This is a genomic window from Oceanobacillus sp. FSL K6-0118, from assembly GCF_038006665.1.
GTDB lineage: Bacteria > Bacillota > Bacilli > Bacillales > Amphibacillaceae > Oceanobacillus > Oceanobacillus caeni.
In genome coordinates this window covers 1,462,975-1,488,831 of sequence record NZ_JBBOVR010000001.1, presented here as the reverse complement: position 1 = coordinate 1,488,831, position 25,857 = coordinate 1,462,975, and the positions used below count along the sequence as shown (strand labels likewise).

The 25,857-nt window shown below is 36.2% G+C and carries 29 protein-coding genes; 9 read left to right on the top strand and 20 right to left on the bottom strand.

All coding sequences use genetic code 11. From position 1 onward, the window contains the following. Window positions 1–5: 5 nt before the first annotated feature. Window positions 6–119, top strand: a complete 114-nt coding sequence (gene cydS / locus MHI02_RS18545) for a cytochrome bd oxidase small subunit CydS (protein ID WP_445668982.1) — start codon at window positions 6–8, stop codon at window positions 117–119. Between the two features lie 269 nt (window positions 120–388). On the opposite strand, the gene cydC is transcribed toward cydS, so the two are convergent. Both cydC and cydD read right to left on the bottom strand, forming a co-directional pair. Next, the gene (gene cydC, locus MHI02_RS07730; protein ID WP_341165818.1) at window positions 389–2,116 is read right to left on the bottom strand and encodes a thiol reductant ABC exporter subunit CydC; all 1,728 of its coding nucleotides are present in this window, start codon (window positions 2,114–2,116) and stop codon (window positions 389–391) included. A 1-nt stretch (window position 2,117) separates the two neighbouring features. Then, complete coding sequence (cydD, locus tag MHI02_RS07725) at window positions 2,118–3,845, bottom strand: thiol reductant ABC exporter subunit CydD (RefSeq protein ID WP_341165817.1); 1,728 nt, start codon at window positions 3,843–3,845, stop codon at window positions 2,118–2,120. A gap of 212 nt (window positions 3,846–4,057) precedes the next feature. Here cydD and MHI02_RS07720 point away from each other — a divergent pair, with 212 nt between their 5' ends. After that, complete coding sequence (locus MHI02_RS07720) at window positions 4,058–4,960, top strand: nuclease-related domain-containing protein (RefSeq protein WP_341165816.1); 903 nt, start codon at window positions 4,058–4,060, stop codon at window positions 4,958–4,960. Between the two features lie 206 nt (window positions 4,961–5,166). Here the strand turns inward: MHI02_RS07720 and tnpC are convergent, their stop codons facing one another. From tnpC to MHI02_RS07685, 7 genes are all read right to left on the bottom strand, one after another. Then, window positions 5,167–6,729, bottom strand: coding sequence for an IS66 family transposase (tnpC, locus tag MHI02_RS07715; protein WP_060669374.1), 1,563 nt, complete (start codon window positions 6,727–6,729; stop codon window positions 5,167–5,169). Between the two features lie 69 nt (window positions 6,730–6,798). Continuing rightward, complete coding sequence (gene tnpB / locus MHI02_RS07710; RefSeq protein WP_047185468.1) at window positions 6,799–7,155, bottom strand: IS66 family insertion sequence element accessory protein TnpB; 357 nt, start codon at window positions 7,153–7,155, stop codon at window positions 6,799–6,801. Beyond that, on the bottom strand, window positions 7,145–7,465 hold the full coding sequence (gene tnpA / locus MHI02_RS07705; protein ID WP_047185469.1) for an IS66 family insertion sequence element accessory protein TnpA: 321 nt from the start codon (window positions 7,463–7,465) through the stop codon (window positions 7,145–7,147). The genes tnpB and tnpA overlap by 11 nt, the downstream gene beginning before the upstream one ends. Window positions 7,466–7,533: 68 nt before the next feature. After that, on the bottom strand, window positions 7,534–7,800 hold the full coding sequence (locus MHI02_RS07700) for a hypothetical protein (protein WP_341165815.1): 267 nt from the start codon (window positions 7,798–7,800) through the stop codon (window positions 7,534–7,536). A gap of 2 nt (window positions 7,801–7,802) precedes the next feature. After that, window positions 7,803–8,060 (bottom strand): hypothetical protein, encoded by a 258-nt coding sequence (locus tag MHI02_RS07695; protein WP_128723435.1) that lies wholly within the window; start codon window positions 8,058–8,060, stop codon window positions 7,803–7,805. Window positions 8,061–8,130: 70 nt separating this feature from the next. After that, the gene (locus MHI02_RS07690; protein ID WP_047186429.1) at window positions 8,131–8,577 is read right to left on the bottom strand and encodes a GNAT family N-acetyltransferase; all 447 of its coding nucleotides are present in this window, start codon (window positions 8,575–8,577) and stop codon (window positions 8,131–8,133) included. Window positions 8,578–8,615: 38 nt separating this feature from the next. Continuing rightward, window positions 8,616–9,329 carry a class I SAM-dependent methyltransferase gene (locus tag MHI02_RS07685; protein ID WP_341165814.1) on the bottom strand — a complete coding sequence of 238 codons (714 nt, stop codon included), beginning with the start codon at window positions 9,327–9,329 and terminating at the stop codon, window positions 8,616–8,618. 150 nt (window positions 9,330–9,479) lie between these two features. Between MHI02_RS07685 and MHI02_RS07680 the strand changes: the two genes are divergently transcribed. Then, window positions 9,480–10,256 (top strand): DUF2268 domain-containing protein, encoded by a 777-nt coding sequence (locus tag MHI02_RS07680; protein WP_047186431.1) that lies wholly within the window; start codon window positions 9,480–9,482, stop codon window positions 10,254–10,256. Between the two features lie 125 nt (window positions 10,257–10,381). Here MHI02_RS07680 and MHI02_RS07675 read toward each other — a convergent pair whose 3' ends face one another. From MHI02_RS07675 to MHI02_RS07665, 3 genes are all read right to left on the bottom strand, one after another. Continuing rightward, on the bottom strand, window positions 10,382–10,645 hold the full coding sequence (locus tag MHI02_RS07675) for a hypothetical protein (RefSeq protein ID WP_047186432.1): 264 nt from the start codon (window positions 10,643–10,645) through the stop codon (window positions 10,382–10,384). Between the two features lie 355 nt (window positions 10,646–11,000). Next, a complete protein-coding gene (locus MHI02_RS07670; protein WP_047186433.1) occupies window positions 11,001–11,549 on the bottom strand; it encodes a DUF6155 family protein in 549 nt (182 codons plus the stop codon). 41 nt (window positions 11,550–11,590) lie between these two features. Continuing rightward, entirely contained in the window at window positions 11,591–12,532 is a 942-nt protein-coding gene (locus MHI02_RS07665) for a tetratricopeptide repeat protein (protein ID WP_047186434.1), read from the bottom strand. A gap of 801 nt (window positions 12,533–13,333) precedes the next feature. On the opposite strand from MHI02_RS07665, the gene MHI02_RS07660 reads away from it, so the two are divergent. Beyond that, complete coding sequence (locus MHI02_RS07660; RefSeq protein ID WP_047183902.1) at window positions 13,334–14,743, top strand: ISLre2 family transposase; 1,410 nt, start codon at window positions 13,334–13,336, stop codon at window positions 14,741–14,743. Between the two features lie 430 nt (window positions 14,744–15,173). Then, window positions 15,174–16,172, top strand: coding sequence for a tryptophan--tRNA ligase (trpS, locus tag MHI02_RS07655; RefSeq protein WP_341165813.1), 999 nt, complete (start codon window positions 15,174–15,176; stop codon window positions 16,170–16,172). Window positions 16,173–16,328: 156 nt separating this feature from the next. Here the strand turns inward: trpS and MHI02_RS07650 are convergent, their stop codons facing one another. From MHI02_RS07650 to MHI02_RS07625, 6 genes are all read right to left on the bottom strand, one after another. Continuing rightward, entirely contained in the window at window positions 16,329–17,087 is a 759-nt protein-coding gene (locus MHI02_RS07650) for a YjbA family protein (protein WP_341165812.1), read from the bottom strand. A gap of 236 nt (window positions 17,088–17,323) precedes the next feature. Further along, window positions 17,324–17,530, bottom strand: a complete 207-nt coding sequence (locus MHI02_RS07645; protein ID WP_047186437.1) for a hypothetical protein — start codon at window positions 17,528–17,530, stop codon at window positions 17,324–17,326. 124 nt (window positions 17,531–17,654) lie between these two features. Next, window positions 17,655–18,896, bottom strand: a complete 1,242-nt coding sequence (gene fabF, locus MHI02_RS07640; RefSeq protein ID WP_047186438.1) for a beta-ketoacyl-ACP synthase II — start codon at window positions 18,894–18,896, stop codon at window positions 17,655–17,657. Window positions 18,897–18,918: 22 nt separating this feature from the next. After that, window positions 18,919–19,857 (bottom strand): beta-ketoacyl-ACP synthase III, encoded by a 939-nt coding sequence (locus MHI02_RS07635; RefSeq protein WP_047186439.1) that lies wholly within the window; start codon window positions 19,855–19,857, stop codon window positions 18,919–18,921. 183 nt (window positions 19,858–20,040) lie between these two features. Continuing rightward, entirely contained in the window at window positions 20,041–21,006 is a 966-nt protein-coding gene (locus MHI02_RS07630; protein ID WP_341165811.1) for a BMP family ABC transporter substrate-binding protein, read from the bottom strand. 82 nt (window positions 21,007–21,088) lie between these two features. Beyond that, window positions 21,089–21,694, bottom strand: coding sequence for a hypothetical protein (locus MHI02_RS07625; RefSeq protein WP_341165810.1), 606 nt, complete (start codon window positions 21,692–21,694; stop codon window positions 21,089–21,091). A 264-nt stretch (window positions 21,695–21,958) separates the two neighbouring features. On the opposite strand from MHI02_RS07625, the gene MHI02_RS07620 reads away from it, so the two are divergent. Beyond that, window positions 21,959–22,132, top strand: coding sequence for a DUF2929 family protein (locus MHI02_RS07620; RefSeq protein WP_083452449.1), 174 nt, complete (start codon window positions 21,959–21,961; stop codon window positions 22,130–22,132). A gap of 72 nt (window positions 22,133–22,204) precedes the next feature. On the opposite strand, the gene MHI02_RS07615 is transcribed toward MHI02_RS07620, so the two are convergent. After that, entirely contained in the window at window positions 22,205–22,645 is a 441-nt protein-coding gene (locus MHI02_RS07615; protein WP_204798139.1) for a hypothetical protein, read from the bottom strand. Window positions 22,646–22,740: 95 nt separating this feature from the next. Between MHI02_RS07615 and MHI02_RS07610 the strand changes: the two genes are divergently transcribed. The 3 genes from MHI02_RS07610 to MHI02_RS07600 all read left to right on the top strand — a co-directional run bounded on the left by MHI02_RS07610 (window position 22,741) and on the right by MHI02_RS07600 (window position 24,974). Continuing rightward, window positions 22,741–23,562, top strand: a complete 822-nt coding sequence (locus tag MHI02_RS07610; RefSeq protein ID WP_204798138.1) for an undecaprenyl-diphosphate phosphatase — start codon at window positions 22,741–22,743, stop codon at window positions 23,560–23,562. Between the two features lie 234 nt (window positions 23,563–23,796). Further along, complete coding sequence (locus MHI02_RS07605; RefSeq protein ID WP_052771789.1) at window positions 23,797–24,096, top strand: helix-turn-helix domain-containing protein; 300 nt, start codon at window positions 23,797–23,799, stop codon at window positions 24,094–24,096. Next, a complete protein-coding gene (locus MHI02_RS07600; protein ID WP_052771790.1) occupies window positions 24,093–24,974 on the top strand; it encodes an IS3 family transposase in 882 nt (293 codons plus the stop codon). Before MHI02_RS07605 ends, MHI02_RS07600 begins: the two co-directional genes overlap by 4 nt. 537 nt (window positions 24,975–25,511) lie before the next feature. On the opposite strand, the gene MHI02_RS07595 is transcribed toward MHI02_RS07600, so the two are convergent. Next, window positions 25,512–25,823: a metal-sulfur cluster assembly factor gene (locus MHI02_RS07595; RefSeq protein WP_047186445.1), complete on the bottom strand. Its 312-nt coding sequence runs from the start codon at window positions 25,821–25,823 to the stop codon at window positions 25,512–25,514. Window positions 25,824–25,857 lie beyond the last annotated feature (34 nt).

Here is a 25,857-nt window from a genome sequence, read left to right as displayed (position 1 = left end):
AAGACATGCTAACAGATTTTCTAATTTTTGTCGCTCCATTTATTATCATCATTATGGCACTGATACTAGCATTTTTAGTAGCTTTCAAGGATGAGTCCGTGACCAATAAGGAAAAGTAATAGTTGGCTTCTTAATTATCAAAAAAGAGCTTTGTCATCGTGACAAGGCTCTTTTCTTTTGTTTATGAAGTAAGAAAGTATAAAAATTTAGCTGATTTAATTTTTGTCTTAAGAAAGGCCGCGTCCAGCTCCAGCGTCCAGCGACTAGCGAGACTTCCTTCTCCTCCGTACGATAAGTCAACATCGACTCACTCCGTTCATCGTGTTTCCTTTATCTTCTACGGCTCAGTCCAGTCCGTACGTCGCTAAACGGGCGCTTCCGCTTTCGTTTATACATTTAAAAATACACTTTGCTCAATTTGTTTCATTTCATAAAAATACCCTTTTTTCTCCATCAGTTCGTCAAACGTTCCTACTTCAACGATTCTGCCGGATTCCATTACAATTATCTGATCCATACTTTCTAATCCTGTCAAACGATGGCTGATAAGTACTACTGTATTTTCTTTTGCTTCTTCAAAAAGATAGTCATAAATATGTTTCTCGGTCAATGCGTCAATCGATGAGGTCGGCTCATCCAAAAGCCAAATCGGAGCCTTCTTTAGCAAAACTCTAGCAATTGCGAGTCGCTGCTGCTCCCCTCCTGAAAGGTTTTCTCCCTTTTCTAGCACTTGGTCATTTAAGGAAAAATGGTGGAGTTTTACTTTTTCTAATGCATTTTCCATCTCTTCATCCGACAATTCGTTCTTGGCAATCATCAAGTTTTCACGAATGGTTCCGTAAAAGAAATGATTCTTTTGCAGTACAACGTTCGTGCTTTTCCAAATGCTTTCTTGCGATAGGGAATTCATCGATTTATTATTTATACATATTTCGCCTTGATTAACCGGATATATTTGTAATAATAGTTGCATCAACGTTGACTTTCCAGATCCACTCGGCCCAACAATCGCTGTTTTGGAACCGGGGGGTAAAGTAAAGGTTATATCTGATAAAGTATTCCTTGATTCATTAGGAAACGCAAATGATACCTCATTCACGCTAATGTATGGAGATTTCTTAATGGACAATTTTTCTTTACTTTCTTTCAGAATTTCCTGTTCTTCCTCCATACCAACAACATTATTCAGTCTTGTTGCTGCTTGTCTGCTATCCTCCAAGTAACTTGGAAATACCGACATAGGGGATATATTCTCAAATGCAGTTAATGATACCATCACAAGCATCGCAAGGAAGATTCCATCTAATTGTTCCGTAGAGACTAAATAAGCTCCATAACCTAGAACGGTGAACGACACAACTAAGGATAAGAAAGTATTGGATGACTCACTGAATAAATTATAAACACTTTCATGTTCTTGTTCTTTTAAATAAACATCAGCAGAATGACGTAATTTACTCTCTTTCATCTCTAGTTTTTGGTATATTTTTAGGTCGCGAAATCCAAATAGAAATTCAGATACTTCTGTGGACAGTTCTCCTCGATTTTCCCTGACTCTTCGCTCTACTTTTCTTTGTCTTAATGCGATGACCGCTGGGAAAATAAACGTTGTCAAAATAAAACCGACGAGTATAATCCATGTTATCTCAATTGAAAAAAAGACCGTGAAGAAAATCGTACACAAAAAGACCAACAGTAAAACGATTGGTGGGTAAAATACACGTAAAAAGAAATTTTGTAGTGTTTCTACATCACCAACAATCCTTGAAAGGAGGTCCCCACTCCTATATTTATGAAAGATAGTTGGTGCTAATGGCTCTAGCCTCTCGTAAAAGGAAACACGTAAATTACTTAACATCGTAAAAGTCCCACGATGCGAAAAGTAACGCTCTCCATAACGACTTAATGCTGAAATAATTCCTAGGATTTTAACGGAAGCAACAAGAATCATCAACGTATAAATAGGTGGTACTAGGGCGGACTTTGAAATTAAATACCCACTTAATGCAAATAAACCAATAGCTGTTATTCCAGCAATAAATCCACAAAGAATCGAAATGACAATATCTCTTTTCTCCACAAACATTACCTTGGTAATTGTGATTAAATCTCTCATTCTAATGACCTCCCTGCTGTACCGATACCATATTACAATACGTTTCATTTGATTGTACCAATTCATTATGTGTACCGGATGCTATTATTTCCCCATTTTCCAAGAACAGAATTTGGTCAGCATTTTTAATCGTATGAAGACGGTGTGCAACCGTTATAACTGTGGATTTCTTCGATAATTCTTTCATTGAAGACTGCAAGATATGTTCTGTCTTTAAATCTAAGCCTGTTGTCGGCTCATCAAATAAGATAATGGAAGGGCTTTTTAAAAAAGCTCTAGCAATAGCGATTCGCTGTTTTTCTCCACCGGAAAGCCCCCTTCCCGCTTCCCCTATTGGTGTATCGTATCCATTAGGTAGCGATTGGACTAACTCGGAAATTCCGGCCTTTTGAGCGGCTTCTACGATGTCTTCCCTCGTAGCATTCGTGTTACCGCCGACCGCAATATTCTCGGCAATAGTACCCGAAAAAAGATATGGATTTTGTGAAATATAGCTAATTCTGTCAAACCAATCCTTTACACTATACATGTTTCGTGTACTTTCATTTATGAGTACTTCTCCTTTAGTAAGTGGAACAAGCCCAGCAATTACATGTAATAATGTTGTTTTTCCAGATCCAGTTCTGCCAACAATTGCAACTTGTTCAAACGGTCTTATGAATACATTCATGTTTTTTAAGGCAAATGTATCGCTTTCTCCGTAGCTAAACACTGCTCCCCGTAATTCAATGGTAGGTGGTGTAGTACTATTTAAGCTTCCTTCTCCCCATTCAACAGGTTTTACAGAAGTAGCTAACTCATTTTCTAACTTTTTAGCCGCACCCATACTTCCTCTTCCTGTATGAAAAGCACTTCCTAAGTCCCTCAATTTCGTATAAAACTCTGGAGCCAACACTAACATAAGAAATCCGGTATAAAAGGAAAGATCCTGAAAAATAATCATACGAAAAGCAACTTCTAATGCAACGAGTCCAATGCTTAACATGGAAATAAATCCTAATGCTAAGGAATTTTGGAAAGCAATTTTTAACACATCCATTGTTGCCTCCCTAAATCCTAGACTACTCTTTCGAATCGCTTCTTTTTGCTCTGTTGATTGACCAAATAATTTCAACGTAGTTAGCCCTTGTAACGTATCAAGGAATTTACCGGAAAAAGCGGACATCTTATCTAATTGTTCTTCTGTTTTATCTTTGGTTTTAAACCCAATTACCATCATGAATATAGGAATAAATGGAGCTGTTATTAAAATGATAGCCCCTGTAGCAACATGCTCTGTGAAAATAACAAGGAGAATCATAAGTGGTATAATACTTGCCTGAAACAACTGTGGAATATAACTGCTAAAATAGCTATCCACTTCATCTACCACTTCCATCATTACACTAACCTTTTGACCTGATTGCCCCTGGATAGATGTCTGCACTGGATTAGTAGAGTATTTATGTAATAGAGAATTTCTAAGGTCACGTTTCACCTTGGAAGCCATCTTAATTCCTGTTCTTCCACTTAAATATTGGAATAGTGTTCTGGCAAAAAGAACTGCCAATAGCCCAAGTAATAAGGGAATAATTTCACGGAATGAATAATCTTTTAGAAAAATACGGTCCACGATGGTAACAAATAAATAACCCTGTCCAATAATTGACATACCTGATAATATGGCAAAAATTCCTAAGAATACCAACTTTTCTTTCTGCTTTTTTGCCATATCTTTAAGCCCAACCATGATTTTGCCTCCCGATTATAATAGTGAACTCTTTCACAAAATTATACATAACTAGCTGGATGGTTGTAAAATAATAGGGATGTAGTTAACATAATTGTCATTTTTCATTAAATAAAACTGTCGTGTTTGCTTCCAGATCCATCTCTAACATTGAATTTCATAGATTATCTCTTATAATTGAATTAGATTATGTAAAAAAAGGAAGTGAAACTATGGTCTATAAATCACGAACTAAATCAAAGGAATTAGCAATTCTAGAAATATTAAACGACCGAATGCAATTAGCAAGGAAAGATAAGCAACACTATTTTAATTTAAAAAAAGGCTATGAAGGAGAAGTGATTTTTGATTCCTTAACAGAGAAATTACAATGCGAATGCTTGATATTAAATGATTTATTATTCGAAGTTAACCATACTATTTTCCAACTTGATTCCTTGATTATTGTCCAAGGAAAGATTCTATTTTTTGAAGTAAAGAATTTTGAAGGGGATTATTATTACGAATCAGATAAACTTTACAAGAAGCCTAAATTAGAGATTATCAATCCACTTCTCCAATTGAGTAGAAGTGAACCACTACTACGCCAATTACTTCTCAACCATGGATTCAACCTCCCAATTGATGCTTCTGTTGTTTTCATCAATCCAAAATTCACCTTATACCAAGCACCTCTCTATAAACCATTTATTTTCCCAACCCAAATTAAAAATTACTTAGCTGATTTAAATGCAACACCCTCAAAATTAACCCCCCAAAATAAAGAACTTGCGGATATGTTACTATCTTTGCATATAACCGAATCCCCGTATGAAAAGTTGCCTTCTTACCATTATGATCAATTGCAAAAGGGAATTAGCTGTACACGATGCCATTCCTTTTCAATAACTGTCAGTAATAAGTATTGTTTTTGTATGAAATGTCAGTATCAAGAGCTACTTGATGAAGCTGTATTAAGAAACATAAAAGAATTTAGACTTTTATTCCCCAATAAAAAGCTTACAACTAGAACCATTCATCATTGGTCTCAAGTAGTACCAGAAAGAAGAATCAGAAACATTCTTTTACGTACATTCACTAAAATGGGAGACCATCGATGGTCATACTTTGAGTAGTATAAATAGATATAATATTTTTGTCCTCCGTTTCATGGGAAGGACTTTTTTTATTCTTATAAAGCTTTATCACGGTCGTATTAATGTTACAGATTGACCGTGATAACACTTCTCTCGGTTGATTGCTTCCACTCTCCATTCCGAATCGACGTAAGCGTCAAATAGCCCACACCTAGTATTAAGGTATGGGCTATTTTATACTCTAACTAAGATTTAATTTGAACTTTGACAGTTAATGGAATAGTCGTTGACCAAGGTAGGAGTTGATCCATCGCTTCTTCGTTTGTTGAATCAATGTTTGGCAACTGCTCAAATAGATACTTCAAATATTCAAATGGGCTTAGCCCATTCTCCTTTGCAGTTTCTACTATACTATAAATAATTGCGCTCGACTCAGCACCCTTTGGTGTATTACTAAACAAGAAATTTTTTCTTCCGATCACGAAAGGTTTAATAGAGCGCTCACTTCGGTTGTTATCAATTTCTAATCGCCCATCCTCTAAAAAGACGGTTAATTTATTCCATTGGTTTCGACAATATTTAATTGCTTTACCGAGGGCACTTTTCGGCAAGACTTTTGGTGTTTGCATTTTTAGCCATGTTGAAAAAGCCTCCAAAATTGGTTGGCTGCGTTTGATTCGTATTTCATAACGTTCCTTTGGAGTCTTATCCAGACACTTGCGTTCAATCGCAAATAATTGGTTACAATATTCCAATCCTTCGGTTGCAGTAACCTTTGATTTGTCTGCCTCTTTTGGCAAGGATTTTAATGCCTCATCAAACTTTCGCCTTGCATGGCTCCAACAACCAGATAAGGTGACATTAGGAAGACTATCGTAACCACCGTACCCATCGACATGCAAGTATCCCTTGAATTCCGATAGGAATCTTTTTGGATGTTTACTTGCTCGTGATCGTTGGTATTCAAATAGAATATTCGGTGGACGGTCACGTCCATTACGATAGAGCCACATATACGATTTCGAATCGGCTGATCGTCCTGGTTCTCGTAAAACTTGAACCGTAGTCTCATCTGCATGTAGAATATCTTCCTGCAAAAGATGATACTTCATTCGGTCATATATTTTGGACAACCAACGGTTGGCCCCCTCTACCATCCAATTGGCTAGTGTTTGACGAGAAAGGTTAATACCTAGATATTTTAATTGGCTTTCCTGTCGATATAAAGGTAGGCCTTCGGCATATTTTTGATTCATAATATAAGCAATAATTGAAGGTGAAGCATAGCTTTTCGGAAAAACAGGCAATGGCATTTTTGCCGTCACGATAGGAGTTTCTATCTCATCCTTTTCACATTGACGACAAGCATACACATGACGGACATGCCTTACGACTTTTACCTGAGCAGGTATCACTTGTAGTTCTTTTCGAATTTCTTCGCTCATTTTGTGTGTTTTATTACCGCAACACGAACAAACCTGTTCCTCAGGAGATAGTTCATATTCTATCGTCTCTATTGGCAGGTTTTCCATCAATTCTTCTCTTGTTTTCCGAGACTTCTTGCGTTGATATGTAATAGTATCAAGCGTAGGTTCTTCAATATTTAAATCAGCTGTATCTTCCGCCTCATTAAACAATGGTAGACTCATTTGATCGTCATTCGTTTTTTCACTGGAAACACCATATTTTTGTTTTTGAAGTAAGCGAAATTGCTCCTCATACCATTTTAGTTTTGCTTCCAACTCTTGATTGCGTTCTTTATAATATTCAATTGTGTGCTCATTATTGTTCTCTACTATTTTTTCCATAAATTAAGTATACGAAAAAGAACCCAACTTGACTAGTCGAATTCTTCCTATTTTAATAGATTATTTAATCTATAGAATGGTACGTGCTTTCACCTCTGGATGCGCCTGTTTTTGTTGTATAGGTAGTCCATCTAGTAACCAACGAAGTTGACGATAACTAATGTGCATTGGGGCCTCGTCCTTGTCAGAGGGCCAGTGGAATTTCCCACGTTCCAACCTGCGATAATGCAGCCAAAATCCATTATGTTCCCATTGAAGGATTTTTAATTTGTCTCGTTTTCGATTGCAAAATACAAATAGGCAAGGAGAGAAAGGATCGAGATCAAATCCCTCCTTGACAAGTACAGCTAATCCATCAATAGATTTTCGTAAATCAGTACTTCCACGCGCAAGATAAACACGCTCAATATTTGTCTCATTTAACATCTATTCTTAATGCCTTTACTACTTCTGAAAGAAGAGATGGATCAAATCCATGTTTAATTTCAATAGATGCTTGTCCTAATTTTATAAGGATAGAAGAATCTGGATTATTATCGTACTTATCTACCTCAACTGACAGCCACTTAGATGAAGTGTTATCAACTTTTGGATCAGTATTTAGTTTCTTCTTCCAGTAATAAAACTGGCTTTCATGTACATTATTCTCATCGCACCATTTAGCAATGCTTAGTCCACTTTGTTTGTACGAAGAAATGCGTTCTTCCCAAACTAGCCTTTTCTCTTTGCGTGTCATGAAAAAATCCCCCTTAAAGATTTTCTTAAGGAGATTATTACATAGCCCAATTAATATTAGAAGGTGGTCTATATTTGACGCTTCCGAATCGACCGTGATAACACTTTTCTCGGTTGATTGCTTCCACTCTCCATTCCGAATCGACCGTGATAACACTTCTCTCGGTTGATTGCTTCCATTTTCCATTCCAAATCGACCGTGATAACACTTCTCTCGGTTGATTGCTTCCACTTTCCATTCCGAATCGACCGTGATAACACTTCTCTCGGTTGATTGCTTCCATTTTCCATTCCAAATCGACCGTGACAACACTTCTCTCGGTTGATTGCTTCCACTTTTAATTCCGAATCGACCGTGATAACACTTCTCTCGGTTGATTGCTTCCACTTTTAATCCCGAATCGACCGTGACAACACTTCTCTCGGTTGATTGCTTCCACTTTTAATTCCGAATCGACCGTGATAACACTTTTCTCGGTTGATTGCTTCCACTCTCCATTCCGAATCGACCGTGATAACACTTCTCTCGGTTGATTGCTTCCACTTTCCATTTCGAATCGACCGTGATAAACTTTTTTTGGGTTGACCGCCTCCACTTTCTCTTCTAACCCAACCGTAATAAGCCCCAGTATTACTATGAATATGAAATAAAACTATACTATCTATTTAGCTTTCATCATCTAATTTTATTTCCATCAACATTGAAATTTCTTGAAAACCAAGCTTTTGATAGAGTTGATTTATATGGTTTCCTGAAAAAACATTCAATTGGACTTTCGTATGCCCTTCTTCTTTCAAACACTTCAGCGCTTCTTGACACAGTTTTTCTGATAACCCTTGTTTACGATATTGCGGAAGAACATAGAGTTCAGGAATAATTCCTACTGTATCATCTGTATAATAGTCAATGGTACTAGCAACAGCAATCCATCCCTTCATAACATTATTTTCAATTGAAACAAGATAATAACCATTAGATAAAAACGGTAAGACCATTTGTCGTGCTTTTTCCTTTGTCGGAATCACATAACCCATGCTTGCCTCTTTTAGTACCTCTAATGAATGATCCAGTATTTTTTGTGTTTCACGATAAGTGGCTTTTCGAATAGTCATTTTTTTACCTCCCCTTGCAAATAAACTTGCAATTCATTCTACTTACAGCACCTAAAAACTCTAAAACCAAGGACATCCTTGTAAATTTCCGTTAGGTGTTGATGCTTTTCTAATACTTCAAAATAGTTACCATCAATATCTTCTGAAAGTGTAAAATCCGCACCAAGTTCCAAATCAATTTCATCTATTTGTTGCATATCCTTTTCAACCTGTACATGTTTGAAGCCAGATTTTTTCAATAGATTGCACCACTCTGATTCAGTAAGTAACTGGGGAATTCCATAAAAAGTAAGGAGCGATGTTAATTCTTTTTTAGTGATTGGTTTTTCTTGTACCATTTCGATTGCAAGTAATACTCCATCTGTTTTTAATACTCGATTAGATTCTTGAAGTGATAAGGGGACATCTGTGAAGGTAGTTACCGATTCTGAGAGAATAAAGTCAAATAATTCCTTATCAAAGGGAAGATTTTCAGTGCTCCCGTGTTTAACTGTGATTGGTAATTGTAAGGATGAAAACCTTTTTCGTGCTTTATCCAACATCAATTTATTGTAATCCAAAGAGGTAACATGACATTTGTATTCTTCTGCAATATAGGCGGATGTTTGACCAGTTCCACTACCAGCATCAAGAATGGACATTGTTTCATTTATTTCTTCCTGGGATAAAATCTTTTTAGTTAGTTGGAGACCCCCTGGGTGAGCGCCTCCAACACCAAATAATGCCAAACAATCAAGATATTTATTACTCAATTATAGCCCCACTCCTTTGTGCGAAATAATTATTTTCACAATATGTGGTTGAAAAATATCGGTTACCTCCTATATACGGATTTAGGCGGGTAACATTTAATTGCAATGCACATATTGTATGTAAGAAATAGCCATATAAGGAGTATTGCTATGAGTGTGATTAGAACTGATAAATGGTTGCTAGATTTGTATGACAAGCCAATTGAATTATGTAAAAAGCTAGTAAAACACTTTGACGATGTTTATGCCGACGAAATTTATAACCACTTGATTTTCCATGGTATGTACCGTCACCCCTTAAAGAATGGGAAAGAATTAATACAAAAATTGCAAGATAATAAAGTTTGGGAACTTGTGGAAACGGAAAAACAACAACTCCGAAAATTATGGGGTGGACCGGATATCCCTATTTTTATCTTTCCCTCCGATCCCAATAACCGAAAAATGAAACGGGACCAAAACGGAAAATCTGGTCTTGCCTTCCAAGATAAGCTATTTTTATTCATTTCAAAGGATAATGTGGAAAAGGAAATTAGAGCACTGTTTACGCATGAGTATAACCATGTTTGTCGTCTATCTCGTTATTCCAAAAAAGAAAAAGATTACGTATTGTTGGATAGCATTATTTTAGAGGGATTGGCTGAAAATGCAGTACTTGATAGATTTGGTGAAAAATATGTAGCTAATTGGACAACGTATTATTCAGAAGATCGGTTAGAGGAATTGTGGAAAGAGTTAATTCTCCCAAATAAAGATATTTTAAAAATAGAACGTAAACATCAGGACATTTTGTATGGATTTCGTCGCTATCCTAAAATGATTGGATATTGTGTTGGATTTTATCTAGTGAAAAAATATCTAAAAACAAACGGAAAAACAACGAAACAGTTGCTGGAGATTAAGCCCGAGGCGATTGCACAGGTATAGTAGGAAAGAACAACCCATACAGGAAAAGTGATATATATTCCAATCTGCCAAGGATGATAAAACAGACGAAAAGTTTCATCTGTTTTACCTTATTACCTATTTCCACAATAATAATTTTTTACAAACTACCAGAAGAAAAATGGAAGTAAAGCTAATCCAACAATGGCACCTAATGCAAGCCCATATCCGAATCCACCATATCCATAACCGTAACCATATCCATAACCAAACCCACCTATATTTCTATTACGTCCAAGTGGTTGTATATACACCCTATTGTTACCAACACGCTGAATAATCCCCCTATGGCGTCTTCCGTCACGGGTTCTTATTTCAACCGCTCTACCTCTATATTTTTGGCAAAGTTCATGATAATGACCAACTGACATTTTTTCACCCCCAAATCTAATTAAGAGCTATGACATTGTATGTATTGGGGGGAATTATAGTAAAGGACAAATTCATCAGGAGGTTTGTGGAGATTGAAAAAGGGCTTAAATAAGGGAAATCCTACATAGAATAACCATCTTACCTATGGGCAATCATCCCAATACAAATATTAAGGTCAAAGAAAGCTTGGATACAAAAATCCAAGCTTTTTTTAATCATCAATATGCTGGTAGTACCACTCCTGTAAAAGGAGGATTTTATTATCTGACCGCCCCTTAATCAATTAAATAAGGATACAGTTAGTTTTTGCACTAAGCACTAGGGTTTTGCCCCGTAGAAACAGCAAACTCAACACTATTCCTCCAAAAGACTAATTGAATAATACAAAATCTCCAAACCATCATGATAACCCCAACCAATTCCATCTGATTGAAGCACTACTTCGTACAATCGATCTTTAAGTTCTTGGAATAGTTTTTCATCCTTTTCACATTCCTTAATGACTTTATTGTACATCGACAACATACTATTATAAAATCTCTCGTCTATATCCCCATATGTATTTGTGAATTCTGTTCCCACTTCTACATAAAACAGCATTAAGTCAACTGTTTTAAGGTGATCATTTGTTAACTTTTTGAAGTTTGTAATTGCACTTTTTGCTTTGGTCAAACGCATCTTCCCGAATCCCTTATCTGGAAAAAATTCATCTTCTATTTCTGTTTGAGCATTTTCATATAAATCTTGAATCGTTTCCTCACCTAAAAACTTTACGGATAAATAACTTTGTATATTATGATCCTGTTTATATAGATCTGTAACTAACCTGACCAGCTCACTTTGATTATATTCTTTTAAATGTTTCTTTAATTCCGGAATTTTAAGCTTCGTAATATTAGCCATTTACTGTATTCCCCCTCGAGGTTAAAATCATTGAATATTAATCATTCGTACGTTAATTCATATAATCTATCTTCTATGATATCACGATCATACGTATTTGAAGCACTTTCGATTGCTTTTCTATATAAATATATGGAGCGTTCCTTATCTGGACAGATGGAATGCATTTCCGGATTATATAAATCACCCCAACGAATATACACCCACACGTTGTCCGAATGTTTCTGGACATAATCTTTGAAAACAGCTTCTGCTTCCTCAAATTTTCTTAAGTGAAATAATGCCTCTCCCTTTGCAACTATCATATTTTGAATAAGCAGTGAATTGGAATCAGGGAATTTTTCCAAAAACTCATTAGTAAAATTTTTTCTCGCCATAGCATACCTACTATCATATCTTCTAGCATTTGCTAAAATCATTTCAAAGTCTTGAACCCAGTTGCTGTACAATTGACTCATTATTGGACTTGTCATATCATCCAATGCCCCAATATCGGTTAGCTGCTTATCTCCTATCCACTGTAAAGTTTTCTTCCATACTTCCATCCATTTTTCAACAGCTCGTTCATCATGATTTAGTTGTTCTTCATAATAGCCTTCTTGCATCAAATCATCTATCTGTTCTAATAACAGATGATTTGGTGTGTGCCGGGAAGCTAACACTTTGATTGCCAAAAAGGTAAAGTCTATCATTGGATCTTTAATATTTAAACGATATAATATCTCCCATTTACTTAGTAATTCTTCAACTGAATCAACATTTCTTACCTCACTCTTAAAGGTGTCCAAAGATATTGGAATACCAAACCTTATTAGATGCTCCAAAATGGAATCCGAATTCAAATCGTACACTGTTTCCTCCGTCCATCGGTAGTTTAAAGGTACTTGTAGATTCCTTGTAATATTTTCTTGTTTATGCAAACAACATTTTTTATACTTTTTTCCACTTCCACATGGACAAGGTTCATTCCTTCCAAATTTCATCGTATTTTACTCCTTCTTTTCTTTTTTTGTACGTATATAATGAGTCGAGTACAACTCTTCCATATATGGATTGCCCGATTTAGAGAACCGTAAACTTTTCTTCGACCCTTTTCCCCATGTTTATAGATCGTAATGGAGGGCTTTAGGTTTTGCTCCATTGCAAACTTCTTTAACACTTGTAAAGCGTAATTTAGTTTTCCAAGGTTTCCATATTATTAATACCGTAGCATGTCGCCGTACACTTTGGTTCAATTTTTTTCTTACTCATCATTACATTCCTTTTTATAAGATATATATTTAAATTATAGTATTTATAAAATCATATCACATTGTGAAAGCTACATTTCCCCTTGTCAACAAATAACTACATCCGATAAAGTAAAACTCACAGTTGGGGTTTTCTTTCACCCCTACTGTGAGTTGAACATAGTGGTTTATCGATGGTCCTACTACTATTAATAATAGCTAAATTAAAAGAGGGCTTTAAGTTCTTTTAATTGTCCTTTATATATTTGATAAAAGAATTTTTTCTTGGATCTTTTGAGCCTTCCCGTCTGTGATAGCCATTCTAATGGTCGGGTGCAACTTCTTTTCGCGTGCTTCTGGTCGTGATAGCCTGTCTCTCGGTCGAGGACAACTTCTTTTTGCGTGTTTCTGGTCGTGACAAGACTCAATGCAAACTTTATCGCCTATGTGTAAAATAGTTCTCGGGGATTTGAAACAAAATTCTAGAAAAAAAAGAAAAGGCGCTCTATCATAAATGTATGCTGACCGGCAAATACATTTGAAAGAGGCCTTTTCATGAATACAATTATATCAAAAATCAGCGAATTATTAAAGGATACAAATGATTTAATTGACTTTGAGGAACATGTTCAAATTTATGTATATGATCTCCTTACTAAACTGATGGGGAGCGTATTTACACAACTTAATCAAACGATAAAAAGAAGAATGCAAAGTAAGGGTTGGACGGTTGAACGAGAAGATGAAAAGACAATTCAGTTTATCTTTGGGGCAGTTCGTTTTACGCATACATTAATGCACGATATCAATGGGAAAGCGCATTATCCTTTTGATGAGTGGGTTGGATTTAGAAAATATCAGCGACATAGTCCTTTAGTTGAAGTAAAAGTGGCGGAGTTGGCTAGTGAGAGTACGTACCGAGAAACTGCACGCATATTAAGTGAATGGACTGCCGTGAATCTTAGTCATACGACAGTGGGAAGTATGGTGAAGCGTGTAGGAAAAGCACAAGCGCAAGCTGATGAAGAATTGTTAGCTGAATTAGAGGAAGCTGCCTATTTACCAAAGGGGAAAGAATTGGAATTTTTATTTGCCGAGGCAGATGGTGTATTTGTGCGTGGGACTAAGGAAAAAACAAGTCATGAAGTACATCATGCAGTGATCCATGAAGGTTGGATTAAAAATGGAAAGCGCGTATCCCTAAAGAATCCACAAGTTATTATGACAACCAAACCAACAAATGATTTTTGGAAAGAAGTCCAGGCGTTTACAGCTAGTCATTATTCCTTAGAAAATACACAAGTTGTCACCAATAGTGATGGTGGTCCCGGTTATACGGCAGAACGTTTTCAAGAGGCTTTCTCACAGTCTAGTTATCCTGTTTTAAATCAATTGGATTCCTTTCACATTTCTAAAGCACTGAATCGAACTTTTGGAGTTAAAAAGAGCGAGTTTAAAGAAGGTGTACAAAAGGCAATCAAAGAACACGAACTGGATGATTTCATACGTTGGATGGATACATTGGAGAGCACTTTAGAAACGGATAAGCAGTTAGAAAAGGCCGAGGATTTTCGTAGATATATTGGCGGTAATTGGGATCGAATTTTTGATTGGAGAGAAAAAGTTGAGAATCCACCAAAAGAGGCAAGGGGCATGGGTGCAATGGAATCCAACCAACGACATATTTCATTCCGAATGAAAAAGCGTGGAATGCATTGGAGTTTAGAAGGTAGTGAGGCAATGGTGAAGATCAAACAAGGGATTCTAAATAAAACATTACGATCCGTCTATTTGAGAGACCAAAGGCGAAGTGTAAGAAAACAACGAGACGTGAAAAAAGTGGTTCGTATGACTGAATTTCTACGCCAGGAAACCCAGCCGTCAATTGGAGCAAAACAAGGTAAAATAAGCCTAAATACAGCTCATTCATCAGCTATTGGACAGTTAATAAAAAGTTTTAGATAACACCCTGATTTTTAGGTAAGGTTCTTGGTTTTTAGAACGTTACCTAAAAATTGGGGACAGCAAGCGACAAGGGTCGCGCGGTAGCCGAAAAAGTGTACAAAAATAGAGTGCCGGAAATATTGGTGTGAAAGACACACCGAGAAAAACTTGACACATACCTTTATCGCGGTCCTCTTGCATTTAAACAAAAGAATTTATATAATATTACAGAAACTAACATATTTAGCGTAGACATAGAAAAGTACAATTACCCTTGTTTTGTGTGGGTGCTTGAGAATCTTGAGAACAGGTTCCAAGATATATCGGGATTGGGATTTAGTAAAATTATTAATCTAAATTAATCTTACATAACTAATTAGAGTTCATTCATCACTTTTTCTATGGGAGAATGGCCTTTTTTAAGGGAATTCAATAAAATGGAGTGAGATAAATGGAAAAGATTTTTTCTGGTATACAACCTAGTGGTACATTAACACTTGGTAATTACCTAGGAGCAATTAAACAATTTGTAGAGTTACAAGATGATTATGAGTGTTATTTCTGTATTGTGGACGAACATGCGATAACCGTCCCACAAGATCGATTGAAATTACGTAACAATATTCGTTCACTGGCAGCGCTTTATCTGGCTTCAGGAATTAATCCAGAAAAAGCAACACTATTCATTCAATCTGAAGTACCAGCACATACTCAATTAGGATGGATTCTACAATCGATGAACTATGTTGGCGAATTAGAACGAATGACACAATATAAAGATAAGTCAGAAGGAAAAGAAGCTGTATCTGCTGCTCTTTTCACTTATCCTTCCCTAATGGCTGCAGATATTTTATTATACCAGTCAAATATTGTTCCGGTTGGAGACGATCAAAAACAACACCTTGAATTGACAAGAGACTTGGCGCATCGGTTTAATAATCGCTACGAAAATGAAGTGTTTACGATTCCTGAAATTCGTATTCCAAAAGTTGGAGCAAGAATCATGTCTTTGCAAGATCCAATGAAAAAAATGAGTAAATCTGATGAAAATGAAAAAGGATTTATTTCCATGCTTGATGATCCTAAACGCATTGAGAAGAAAATAAAAAGTGCTATTACAGATTCAGATGGTATCGTTAAATACGATAAAGAAAACAAACCGGGAGTATCTAACTTATTAACGATTTACTCTAGCTGCTCTGGTGAATCCGTTGAAGCTTTGGAAGCGAAATACGAAGGTAAAGGTTACGGCGAATTTAAACAGGATGTAGCTAACACTGTGATCTCTGTCCTACAACCAATCCAAGAAAAATATCAAGAACTTATCGATTCTGACATTCTCGATGATATTTTAGACCTAGGGGCAGAAAAAGCTGCTATTCCAGCAAATAGAACATTAGCAAAGGTTAAAAAAGCAATGGGACTAGGCAGAGTAAAGAAGAAAAAATAACTTAGAAAATAAGGAATTCGCTATTACCCTGGCGAATTCCTTATTTTCACTAATAAAGTGAAACTCATTCAGTGGGCTCTTACTACCAGTTCATGCCGGATAAATTTTGCTAGCCACGAAGAAAGGTCATTCTACTTAAATAGAATGACCTTTTCATTATTGACTAGAAGTGTTTTGCGTTTGACCATTTTCCACTTCCCACATTTTTTCAAGAAACGGTTGGCCTTTAATTAACTTTCCACATAAATCTTCGTGCTCCTGACTCCAACCATCTTTTACCCCATTATACAACGTATCCCAAGCTCTCTCTTCATCCATGTATTTAATATAAGGATACTGCTTCGGATCCCATTCTGTTAACCAATAACGTAACTCCTCCAAATTATTAGACGTACGTAATTGATCCAACCCTATCATTAACAAATGTTTTAATTGACGTTCTTTTCTTGTCAGACCAAAAACGAGTTCCGGTGACATAGAAAGTAAATGATATTCTTTTCCGTAATTCTCCACATCAAAACCAAATGATTGTGGTTTTGTTTTCTTTATCATATCGTATACTAACTGCTCTTGCCTTGGAATTAATCTACTTTTGCGAATAGGAATGTGATATCCAGCTGTATCAATAGCCAAAATATCCTCCCCATTTGTGACGACACATGCATACTCCAGAACGGTTCTTTCATGCCCTTTTCTAATGTAAGCACGCTTATAGATGGCATCTGTTAAATCTTTCGGTAAATCATGCATGTCATTTTCAATATAATCAAATAATCCTGATGTTATGTACAATAGAGGAACCTGGTCTAGTAATTCAATCCCATCATCTTTTCGCCATTCATGAAAATGACAAACATTATACCCGTTTTCTTCTCCTTCAAACCAATTCACCCAAACATCATGCAAATATAACATAGACAACCCTCGCTTTAAATAAAACTTAATTATTAGAAAAACTCACATTCGCTCGTCTTTTAGCGAACGTTTAAATTTTAGCTTCTTCGAGTTCGCTTTTTGCTAAAATTTTATAATTTCCTAACCTATAAAATCAGTCCGTCTTTGATAGATGACCATTTGCTTCAGCTGAACTAAATGGTTAACTTACCATACATTATGACCAATCCTGTAAAAAATATTCTCTTCCAATGCGATTATGGGTTGTTTGAAAATCGATAAATAACCAACCATATGATAAGCAGTCCTATCGGTAAGAAATAACATTCGATTCTAGTAACGATGAAAGCAAAATAATCTGACCACAATAATCCTGCTGGTAAAAAGTTCAAATAGAATATTAATGAAATTCCACCTGTAATAGCTAGTCCAAATCCAACTAAAAAGAGAAAAACTGCTCCCATATTATTCACCTACACCTTGTCCACTTTAAAAATATATATGCTTGTCCATTGGCTTGATATGTCCTAAATAAATAAAAAAAGTAGCTGAACCCACTTATCGGGATTCAACTACTCCTAATTTCTATTATCCATTATATTTTTTGAAAATTAAACTTACATTATGTCCACCAAATCCTAGTGAATTACTCATTACGATATTCACTTCTTGTTCACGAGCTTTGTTTGGTACATAATCTAAATCACAATCGTCATCAGGTGTTTCGTAATTTATAGTTGGTGGTACGATTCCATTTTGAATAGCTAACAGTGAAATGACAGCTTCAATTCCACCTGCTGCTCCTAATAAATGACCTGTCATCGATTTAGTAGATGAAACAACTAAATTACGGGCGTGTTCAGCAAATACCGCTTTAATTGCTTGTGTTTCATATTTATCATTTAATGCGGTACTCGTTCCATGTGCATTAACATAGTCTACATCTTCTTTGTTAATACCCGCATCAGATAATGCATGGTTCATCGCACGGGTTGCACCTTCTCCATTTTCTGCTGGAGCTGTTATATGATATGCATCACCAGTGGCACCGTAACCAACAATTTCGCCATAAATTTTAGCTCCACGTTCTAATGCTTTATCGAGGGCTTCTATTATTAGAATCCCTGCTCCTTCTCCCATAACAAATCCATCACGATTCTTATCAAATGGACGACTTGCAGTTTTAGGATCTTCATTTGTTGATAAAGCCTTAGACGATGAGAAACCAGCAAAGGCCATATCGGAAATAGGTGCTTCCGTTCCGCCTGTAATCATATAGTCTGCATCACCACGTTGAACTGCTTTAAATGCGTCCCCAATGGAGTTTGCGCCTGAGGCACAAGCAGTAACGGTACAAGAGTTGATACCTCTAGCACCGAGCTGAATGGATACCTGGCCCGCAGCCATATCTGGTATCATCATTGGAACGAAAAACGGACTAACACGACGAGGTCCCTTTTCCATTAAGATGGTATGTTGGTCTTCCCACGTTTTCATTCCACCAATTCCAGAGCCAATCCACACGCCAATACGGTCTCGGTTTTCATCATTTATATCTAATTTAGCATCTTCCACCGCCATTTTCGCCGCTGCTACCGCATATTGGGTAAATGGATCCATTTTCCTTGAATCTTTTTTATCCATAAATTTAGTTGGGTCAAAGTCTTTTACTTCTGCGGCAACTTTAGCAGGATATTTATCTTTATCAATCTTCGTTACAAAATCAATTCCTGATTTTCCATTAACAATGCTATCCCACATACTTTGAACATCATTACCAACGGGAGTAATTGCCCCTAAACCTGTAATTACAACTCGTCTTTTGTCCAATACGGATCCTCCTAACAATTCTCTATTTTCCCCAGCGTATAGCCATGGATCCCCATGTCAAACCACCGCCAAAACCTACTAAAACAATAATATCATCATCTTTTATTTTACCTTCTTTAAATGACTCTGATAGCGCAATGGCGATGGATGCTGCAGATGTATTTCCATATTTCTTAATTGATTGATTCATCCTATCCTCAGAAATTCCTAACCTTTGTCTAGCAGCTTCCATAATACGAATGTTCGCTTGATGAGGAATTAAATAATCTACATCTTCTTTCTTTAATCCCGCTTTTTCAATTACATTTACGGATGCTTCTGGCATTTTACGTACTGCGAATTTAAATACTTCACGGCCATTCATAAAAATATGGTTATTTGGATCTTCATACAGATGTTTTCCACCCGTTCCATCAGATCCTAGTTCATGCGCAAGAATCCCTCTTCCTTCCGATACTTCTCCAAGTACCGCCGCGCCAGCACCGTCCCCGAAAAGAACACATGTTGATCGATCGGTCCAATCCGTGATTTTAGACAGCTTTTCTACGCCAACTACTAGAATTTTTTTATAGGTTTTCGTCTCGATAAATTGTTTAGCAGTTGTTAGAGAGTAAATATATCCTGAACATGCTGCACTTACATCCATAGACGCTGCATTCACTGCACCAAGTTTCTCTTGAATCATACATGCTATAGATGGAAAAGGTGTATCCGGTGTAACCGTAGCAACTAGGATAAGGTCAAGTTCCTCCGCTTTTACATTGGCATCTTCTAATGCACTAGCAGCAGCGTGAAATGCCATATCCGAAGTTTTTATATCATCATCTGCTATTCTTCTTTCCTCTATACCTGTTCTTGTACGTATCCATTCATCATTCGTATCCACTATTTTTTCTAAATCATGATTGGTAACAACTTTTGGTGGAACATAATGTCCTAAACCTAAAAAACCAACTCCCATTTTCACCGCTCCTTAAAAACTTGATAAATATATATCAATTCATACAATCAATTATTATGACTTGGTACTAATTTTAATATATAAGGGTACACTTGGCAAGAAAAAATCATTAATAGCGGATAAGAAAACCCCCTCTTGTATGATACATACAACTAAGGCATTCGCCAAACTTAAAGCAAATGCCTAGTTTTCTAACCGCTCATTAGGAAGTAAAGAACTTTCTTTATAGTCTTCAACGGTTTTATTTAAGGTCTCAATAAAATCCTTAGGAATAACCTTATTAAATTCCCCTAGAGAAATTACTCCATCTTGAAAATCAAAAGTTAGAATATCACCTTCTAATTTTCCTTTATTGAATTTCTCCGCGGTAATCTCATAGAGCTTGTCCACTTGTTGAATCGTACTGGTTAAAACTGCATTTGGAGCAAATTCTAATTGATCTTCTACATAACCAATAGCATATAAGCCATCTTTTTCTACTTGTTTAATAACTTTTTCACTATATGCATTTCCAACCGGATAAAAAACATCTACATTTTCATTCTTCATTTTTTCATACATCGAATAAGCGGTCTCTATATCGTCCCAGCCTTTAATATAATCAATTTCAACCTCTGCGTTTGGGTTTTGGTATTTTACCCCTTCATAAAAACCTTCTATTTCTGGTTGCCACAAAAATGCTGCTATTACTCCGACTTCATTTGTCTTCGTCATTTTCCCTGCAACCATACCACCAAAAAATCCCATTGCATGAGAATTAAAATTAAGACTTGTAATATTCTCTCCGTAGATTCCACCATTAAAATAAACAAAGTGAACATCGGGATAATAATGGGATAAATCAGAAAAATAATCCCCATACAAACTACCATGGCCAAAAATAAGATTAACACCGTCATATACAAGTTCATCGACTGCTTTTCTTATTTCTTCTTCCGTATCAATATTTTCTTTATAATAAACGTCCGTATCATATTTCTCACCGATACGAAGTAGACCTTCATATCCACTTTCATTCCATGCATTGCCGTCAATCGTACTATCTAAAAGCATACCAACATTTTGAATTTGCCCTGATTCAAAATAGCTGCATCCAGATAAAAATAGGAACGTTAGGCAGATAAACAAAATACTTTTAAACGCTCTCAAAATATTGGCACTCCAATCTAAGAATCACTTATCCTATCTTATTATATTTTATAACCTAAATACATTCGAGTAAACACCGGCATTATGAATAGTAAAACTTTTTATATCGTTTGTAATGTTTTTTCAAATCTGCTACGTATTTCTCTTTTGGTTCACTTTCCCTAATGTATATAGCATTCTTCCCAGGACTCTTCCTCTTTTCATGCCTTGAATGGACATAGAGTTCATGCGTTTCGCTAGGATTTTGAATCAACTGTAACAATACTGGAGTAAAAGAATGAATAGATAGAGCATTATTCTTAAATTCCTCAGAATCAAATGTTATCAACTTATTATGATGATAGATACCATTTTCATTCATTGGCATCCACTCCCCGAATAAAATTGGAGTATGAATAATAGTTAGGTCTGATGTCTCTTTTTTCTGAATCCCATTAATTGGTAGAAGCCATTTATTTCCGGCCTTAAAATCTTGAGCCTTTGGATGATCACCTATTATAATACATGTCTCATATTCCCTTTTTTCATCATTCACCATTTGAAAATCACTATTTCTACCAAAAAACATCAATAAATCGTCTTGCAAGTTGGGGTTAATCATTCCGTCTATGTTAAAATCGTGTTCCAGTAATGTATTTACAATATGGAACCCAATCCAATGATTACAATTCACAACCAATATCGACATTTCGATATACCTCCTCTAAAGTTTTTACTTTGCAGGTAGGAAAGTATAAAAATCTTTCCCGTCTGGGGATCCGATTACTCGCCCACCGTAAAGATTTGCATAAGTGCAACTAAGGCATTTGCCCAACCTAAAGCGAACGCCAAGTTTTCTAATCTTTATTTTAATAGAAATAAAGCTTTTCCTTTATGCTCTCTTTTGATAAACTAGATTTATAATTGCAAAATAAAAAAACTAGAACTAAATAGTTAATTGTGGGGTGTAATCATGCGATACATAGCATCTATTGTTTGGGCAATTTTAATCAGTTTTGCTATTTCTTATGTATTGTCAAGTATGGGTGGAGAACCATTTGTACTTTCTCATTCATTGATTTTAGCTGCATTATTCTCTATAGCGGTCTTTATTTTAGGAGACGTAGTATTAAAAGAGGATAATTAACCTTTAAAAGAATGACTAAAGAGTAATTAAATGGAAACCCTTGCCGCCAACTGGCAAGGGTTTTGATTTGTTTTAGTACCACGGTAATGCAGTAAGGGCAACTAAGGCAGCTAATGGTAGTACAAGTCTTGAAAATCTCCTTCTAGGATACGGATATCCATATCCAGGAAATCCGTATCCATAATAACCGAATTGTCTCATTTCTTCCTGTTCACCATACATTTGTTCATGAGAATTGTTTCGGAAGTTACCGTGGGTATGTTCATTCATCATTCCTGGATGAGTCGAATAACCCTGCATATTCCCCATCATTCCAGGCTGATGTTGATGCTGATGATGTGGGTAGTCTGCCATTTGTCCCATATTCCCTTGTTCAATTGGAATAGCGAAATAAGCATATTCCTCATCAAGGCCTGTTAAAATACCGTCAAATCTTTGACCATCGTTTGTTTCAGCTAGCACATAGGAGTGCATATGCTGTTTGCACAAATCATACATATGTTTATGTTTCATCTTTCAACCTCCTCACCATTTAGACTATTCATTAGCCTATTGGTTGGTGAATTATTTTTTGGAGGAGAAATTTATTCAAGTTAGGAGAGAAGGAATTGGATTTTTTTGAAAAAATATGGACTTTAATCGAGTACTTTATTTTGGGTTTAGTCCAAGGTATAACGGAACCTATCCCCATTTCATCTAGTGGCCATTTAATTATCTTCCGGGAATTATTCGGTATTGAAGCAGAAGGGCTTTCCTTTGAAATCTTTGTTAATTTTGCATCTTTATTAGCCATTTTAGTTATTTACTGGGAAGATATCATTCGATTAATCAGGAATGGATACTTATATGTTTTTAAAAGGGAAAATGCTGCCAAAGATGACTTCCGTTTTATCGTATACCTAGTTATAGCCACTATTCCAGTCGGAGTCGTTGGTGTATTATTTGGAGATGTGATTGGAGAATCGCTTAGTAGCACAAAAATAGTCGGATACACTTTATTAATTACCGCTGTTGCATTATGGATTATTCGGAATCTCCGTGGTAGAAAAAATGATGGTGATTTATCAACAAAAGATGCCATTATCGTAGGTTTGGCACAAACAGTGGCCGTTACTCCTGGCATTAGTCGTTCGGGTGCAACTATTGTTGGATCTATGTTAGTGGGAATGAAACAAGAGACTGCATTACGATTTTCATTTCTATTATATATCCCAGTTAGTCTCGGAACAGGCCTACTTGAAATACCAGATTTAATTAAAAGTCCCGAATTCCAAACGATGCTAATACCACATATCATTGCATTCGTTACAACATTTATCGCAACCTATTTTGCGCTAAAATGGTTTATGGGAATCATGGCCAAAGGAAACTTAAAATATTTCTCCTATTATTGTGTTGTAGTAGGATTTTTGGTTATTTTCTTTTTGTAAAATATAGTTTTATTTACCTAAACAGCAGAGCATTCGTAGTCGAATTTGCTTCTGCTGTTTTTTATTCCTTTTAGGGGGGAATAGAATTTTCTCACGGACATTTGACGGTTTTCTCATTGGCGTTTTGGCCATGATATCTACTGATATTGTATCTATAAAGTAGACAATTTTAGAAAGTGTCCTATTCATTTGATAATCTTATATATAGAATTAGATAGAAAATAGGGGATGAATATGACAAGACAACTAAAAAGATACAGTTATGAATTAAAGAAAAAAGTGGTTGAAAAGTATTTTGAGGGGTATGCAATCCGAGATTTGATAAAGGAATATAACATTAGTGCACCTCGAGTAGCGAATCGGTGGGTTAATAAGGTACGTGAAGGAGGTTATGAAGCGTTAAAAGATACAAGAGGTATGAAAAGCATAGGTAAACAGAAACGAAAAGAAGAGGAAACCAAAGATGAGCTTATCGAACGACAAGCATTACAAATCGAATATTTAAAAAAGCTTTTGGAGCTGGAAAGGATGTGAGAAAGCAGAAAGAGGTACAATTTGCCTTTATAGAAGCAAATGAGAAAGATTATCCTGTTACGATGTTAGTGCAACTGACTGATGTATCACGATCTGGTTATTACAAATGGAAAAAACGTGGAGGGGGTAGTGTGCAGGCACAAAAGGACGAAGAATTATACAACTATATCATCCAATTACATCATAAACACCGTGGTACATTGGGAAGAAAAAGAATGAAAATGGCATTAAAGGAGGAATATGACATTGAGGTTGGAGAGATGCGTGTCTCTAAAATCATGCGGAAATATGGTATTCGTTGTAAGATCCGCCAAAGGCGCTTTGTTAAGCGTAACGAGATAAATAAAAAAGTACCGAATATATTAAATCGAAACTTTCAAGCAAAGAAACCCGGAATGAAGTTTGCGATTGATATTACCTATTTACCAGTGATAGAGGGGCCAAACAAGAATCTTTATTTGTGTGCGATTAAAGATTTATTTCATGACGAGATTGTGGCGTATTCTATTAGTCAACGTCAGGATATAGAGCTTGTATACGAAGCGTTAGATCGTTTAAAAGAAAAAAAGTTTGTGAAAGGTGCCATTTTACATAGTGATCAAGGCACACAGTTCACAAACGCTGGTTATCAAATGCGTGTCAAAGAGATGGGCCTCACCCCATCCATGTCCCGCAGAGGCAACTGCTGGGACAACGCATGCATTGAAAACTTCTTTAGTCATTACAAGTGTGAAATAGAATGTTTTTTTGAAAACACAGAGACTGTATTCGAAGTTCAAAATGCGGCAAACCAATATATCCATTACTTTAATCATAATCGAATCAACACAAAATTACAAACGAGTCCTGTAAAATATATCAAGCGTTACGCAAGCTAAAAATGCACCGCAGGGAACCACAGCGGAGCTGCTTGCCCTTGCCTGGCATGCCTCTTCTTAGTGATTCGGTGTGTTGGGGATAGGGGCCCCCGACCAGCGAGAACTTAGAAGAGATGGTTCGTGGTACGCTCTGTGTGCGAATAGGGAGCTTTAATAGCTTTATTTTTCCCGATTCGCCACTTTATTCACCACCACGAACCCAAATGCCTGGCAAGGGTGGCGTATATGATCATAGCTCAAACTATCGGAAACAAAGGTATTGTGAAAAGTTTTTTGAGACACTTTGGTACTGTCTACTTGACAGAAGCAGGTGTAACCTCTCATGGACATATCCCGGTTTTCCTGAATGAATTTTGTCCGTGAGATAAGCTTTCCAAAGGGGCTTCTTTAGATTAAATTTTTATTTGCATAAAAAAATATCAGGTTGAGAATAAATATTAATTCTTAACCTGATATTGCATCATTTTCTATACAATTTTTCAAATACTAAAAAGTCCTGGGAACTCGTTACCGCAAAAAGAGCTGCGGCTTTTTGAATCAATCCGGAATACCCAAAGCAATTTTTGCATAACGTGACATCATATGTTTATTCCAAGCTGGTTCCCAAACAATGTCAACTTTTAGCTCTTTTATTTCAGGTATGTCTGCTAAAACAAATTTCACATCACGTTCGATATGTGCAGAAAGTGGACATCCCATTGAAGTTAAAGTCATAACGACCGTGCACAATCCTTCTTCATCCAAATCAACGTCATAGACTAGTCCCAAGTTAACAATATCTATCCCTAGCTCAGGGTCAATAACGTTCTCTAATGCACCCATAATATTTTCTTTAAGTGCTTCATCCATTCATTACAACCTCCCTTTAATGCCTTTCCTATAT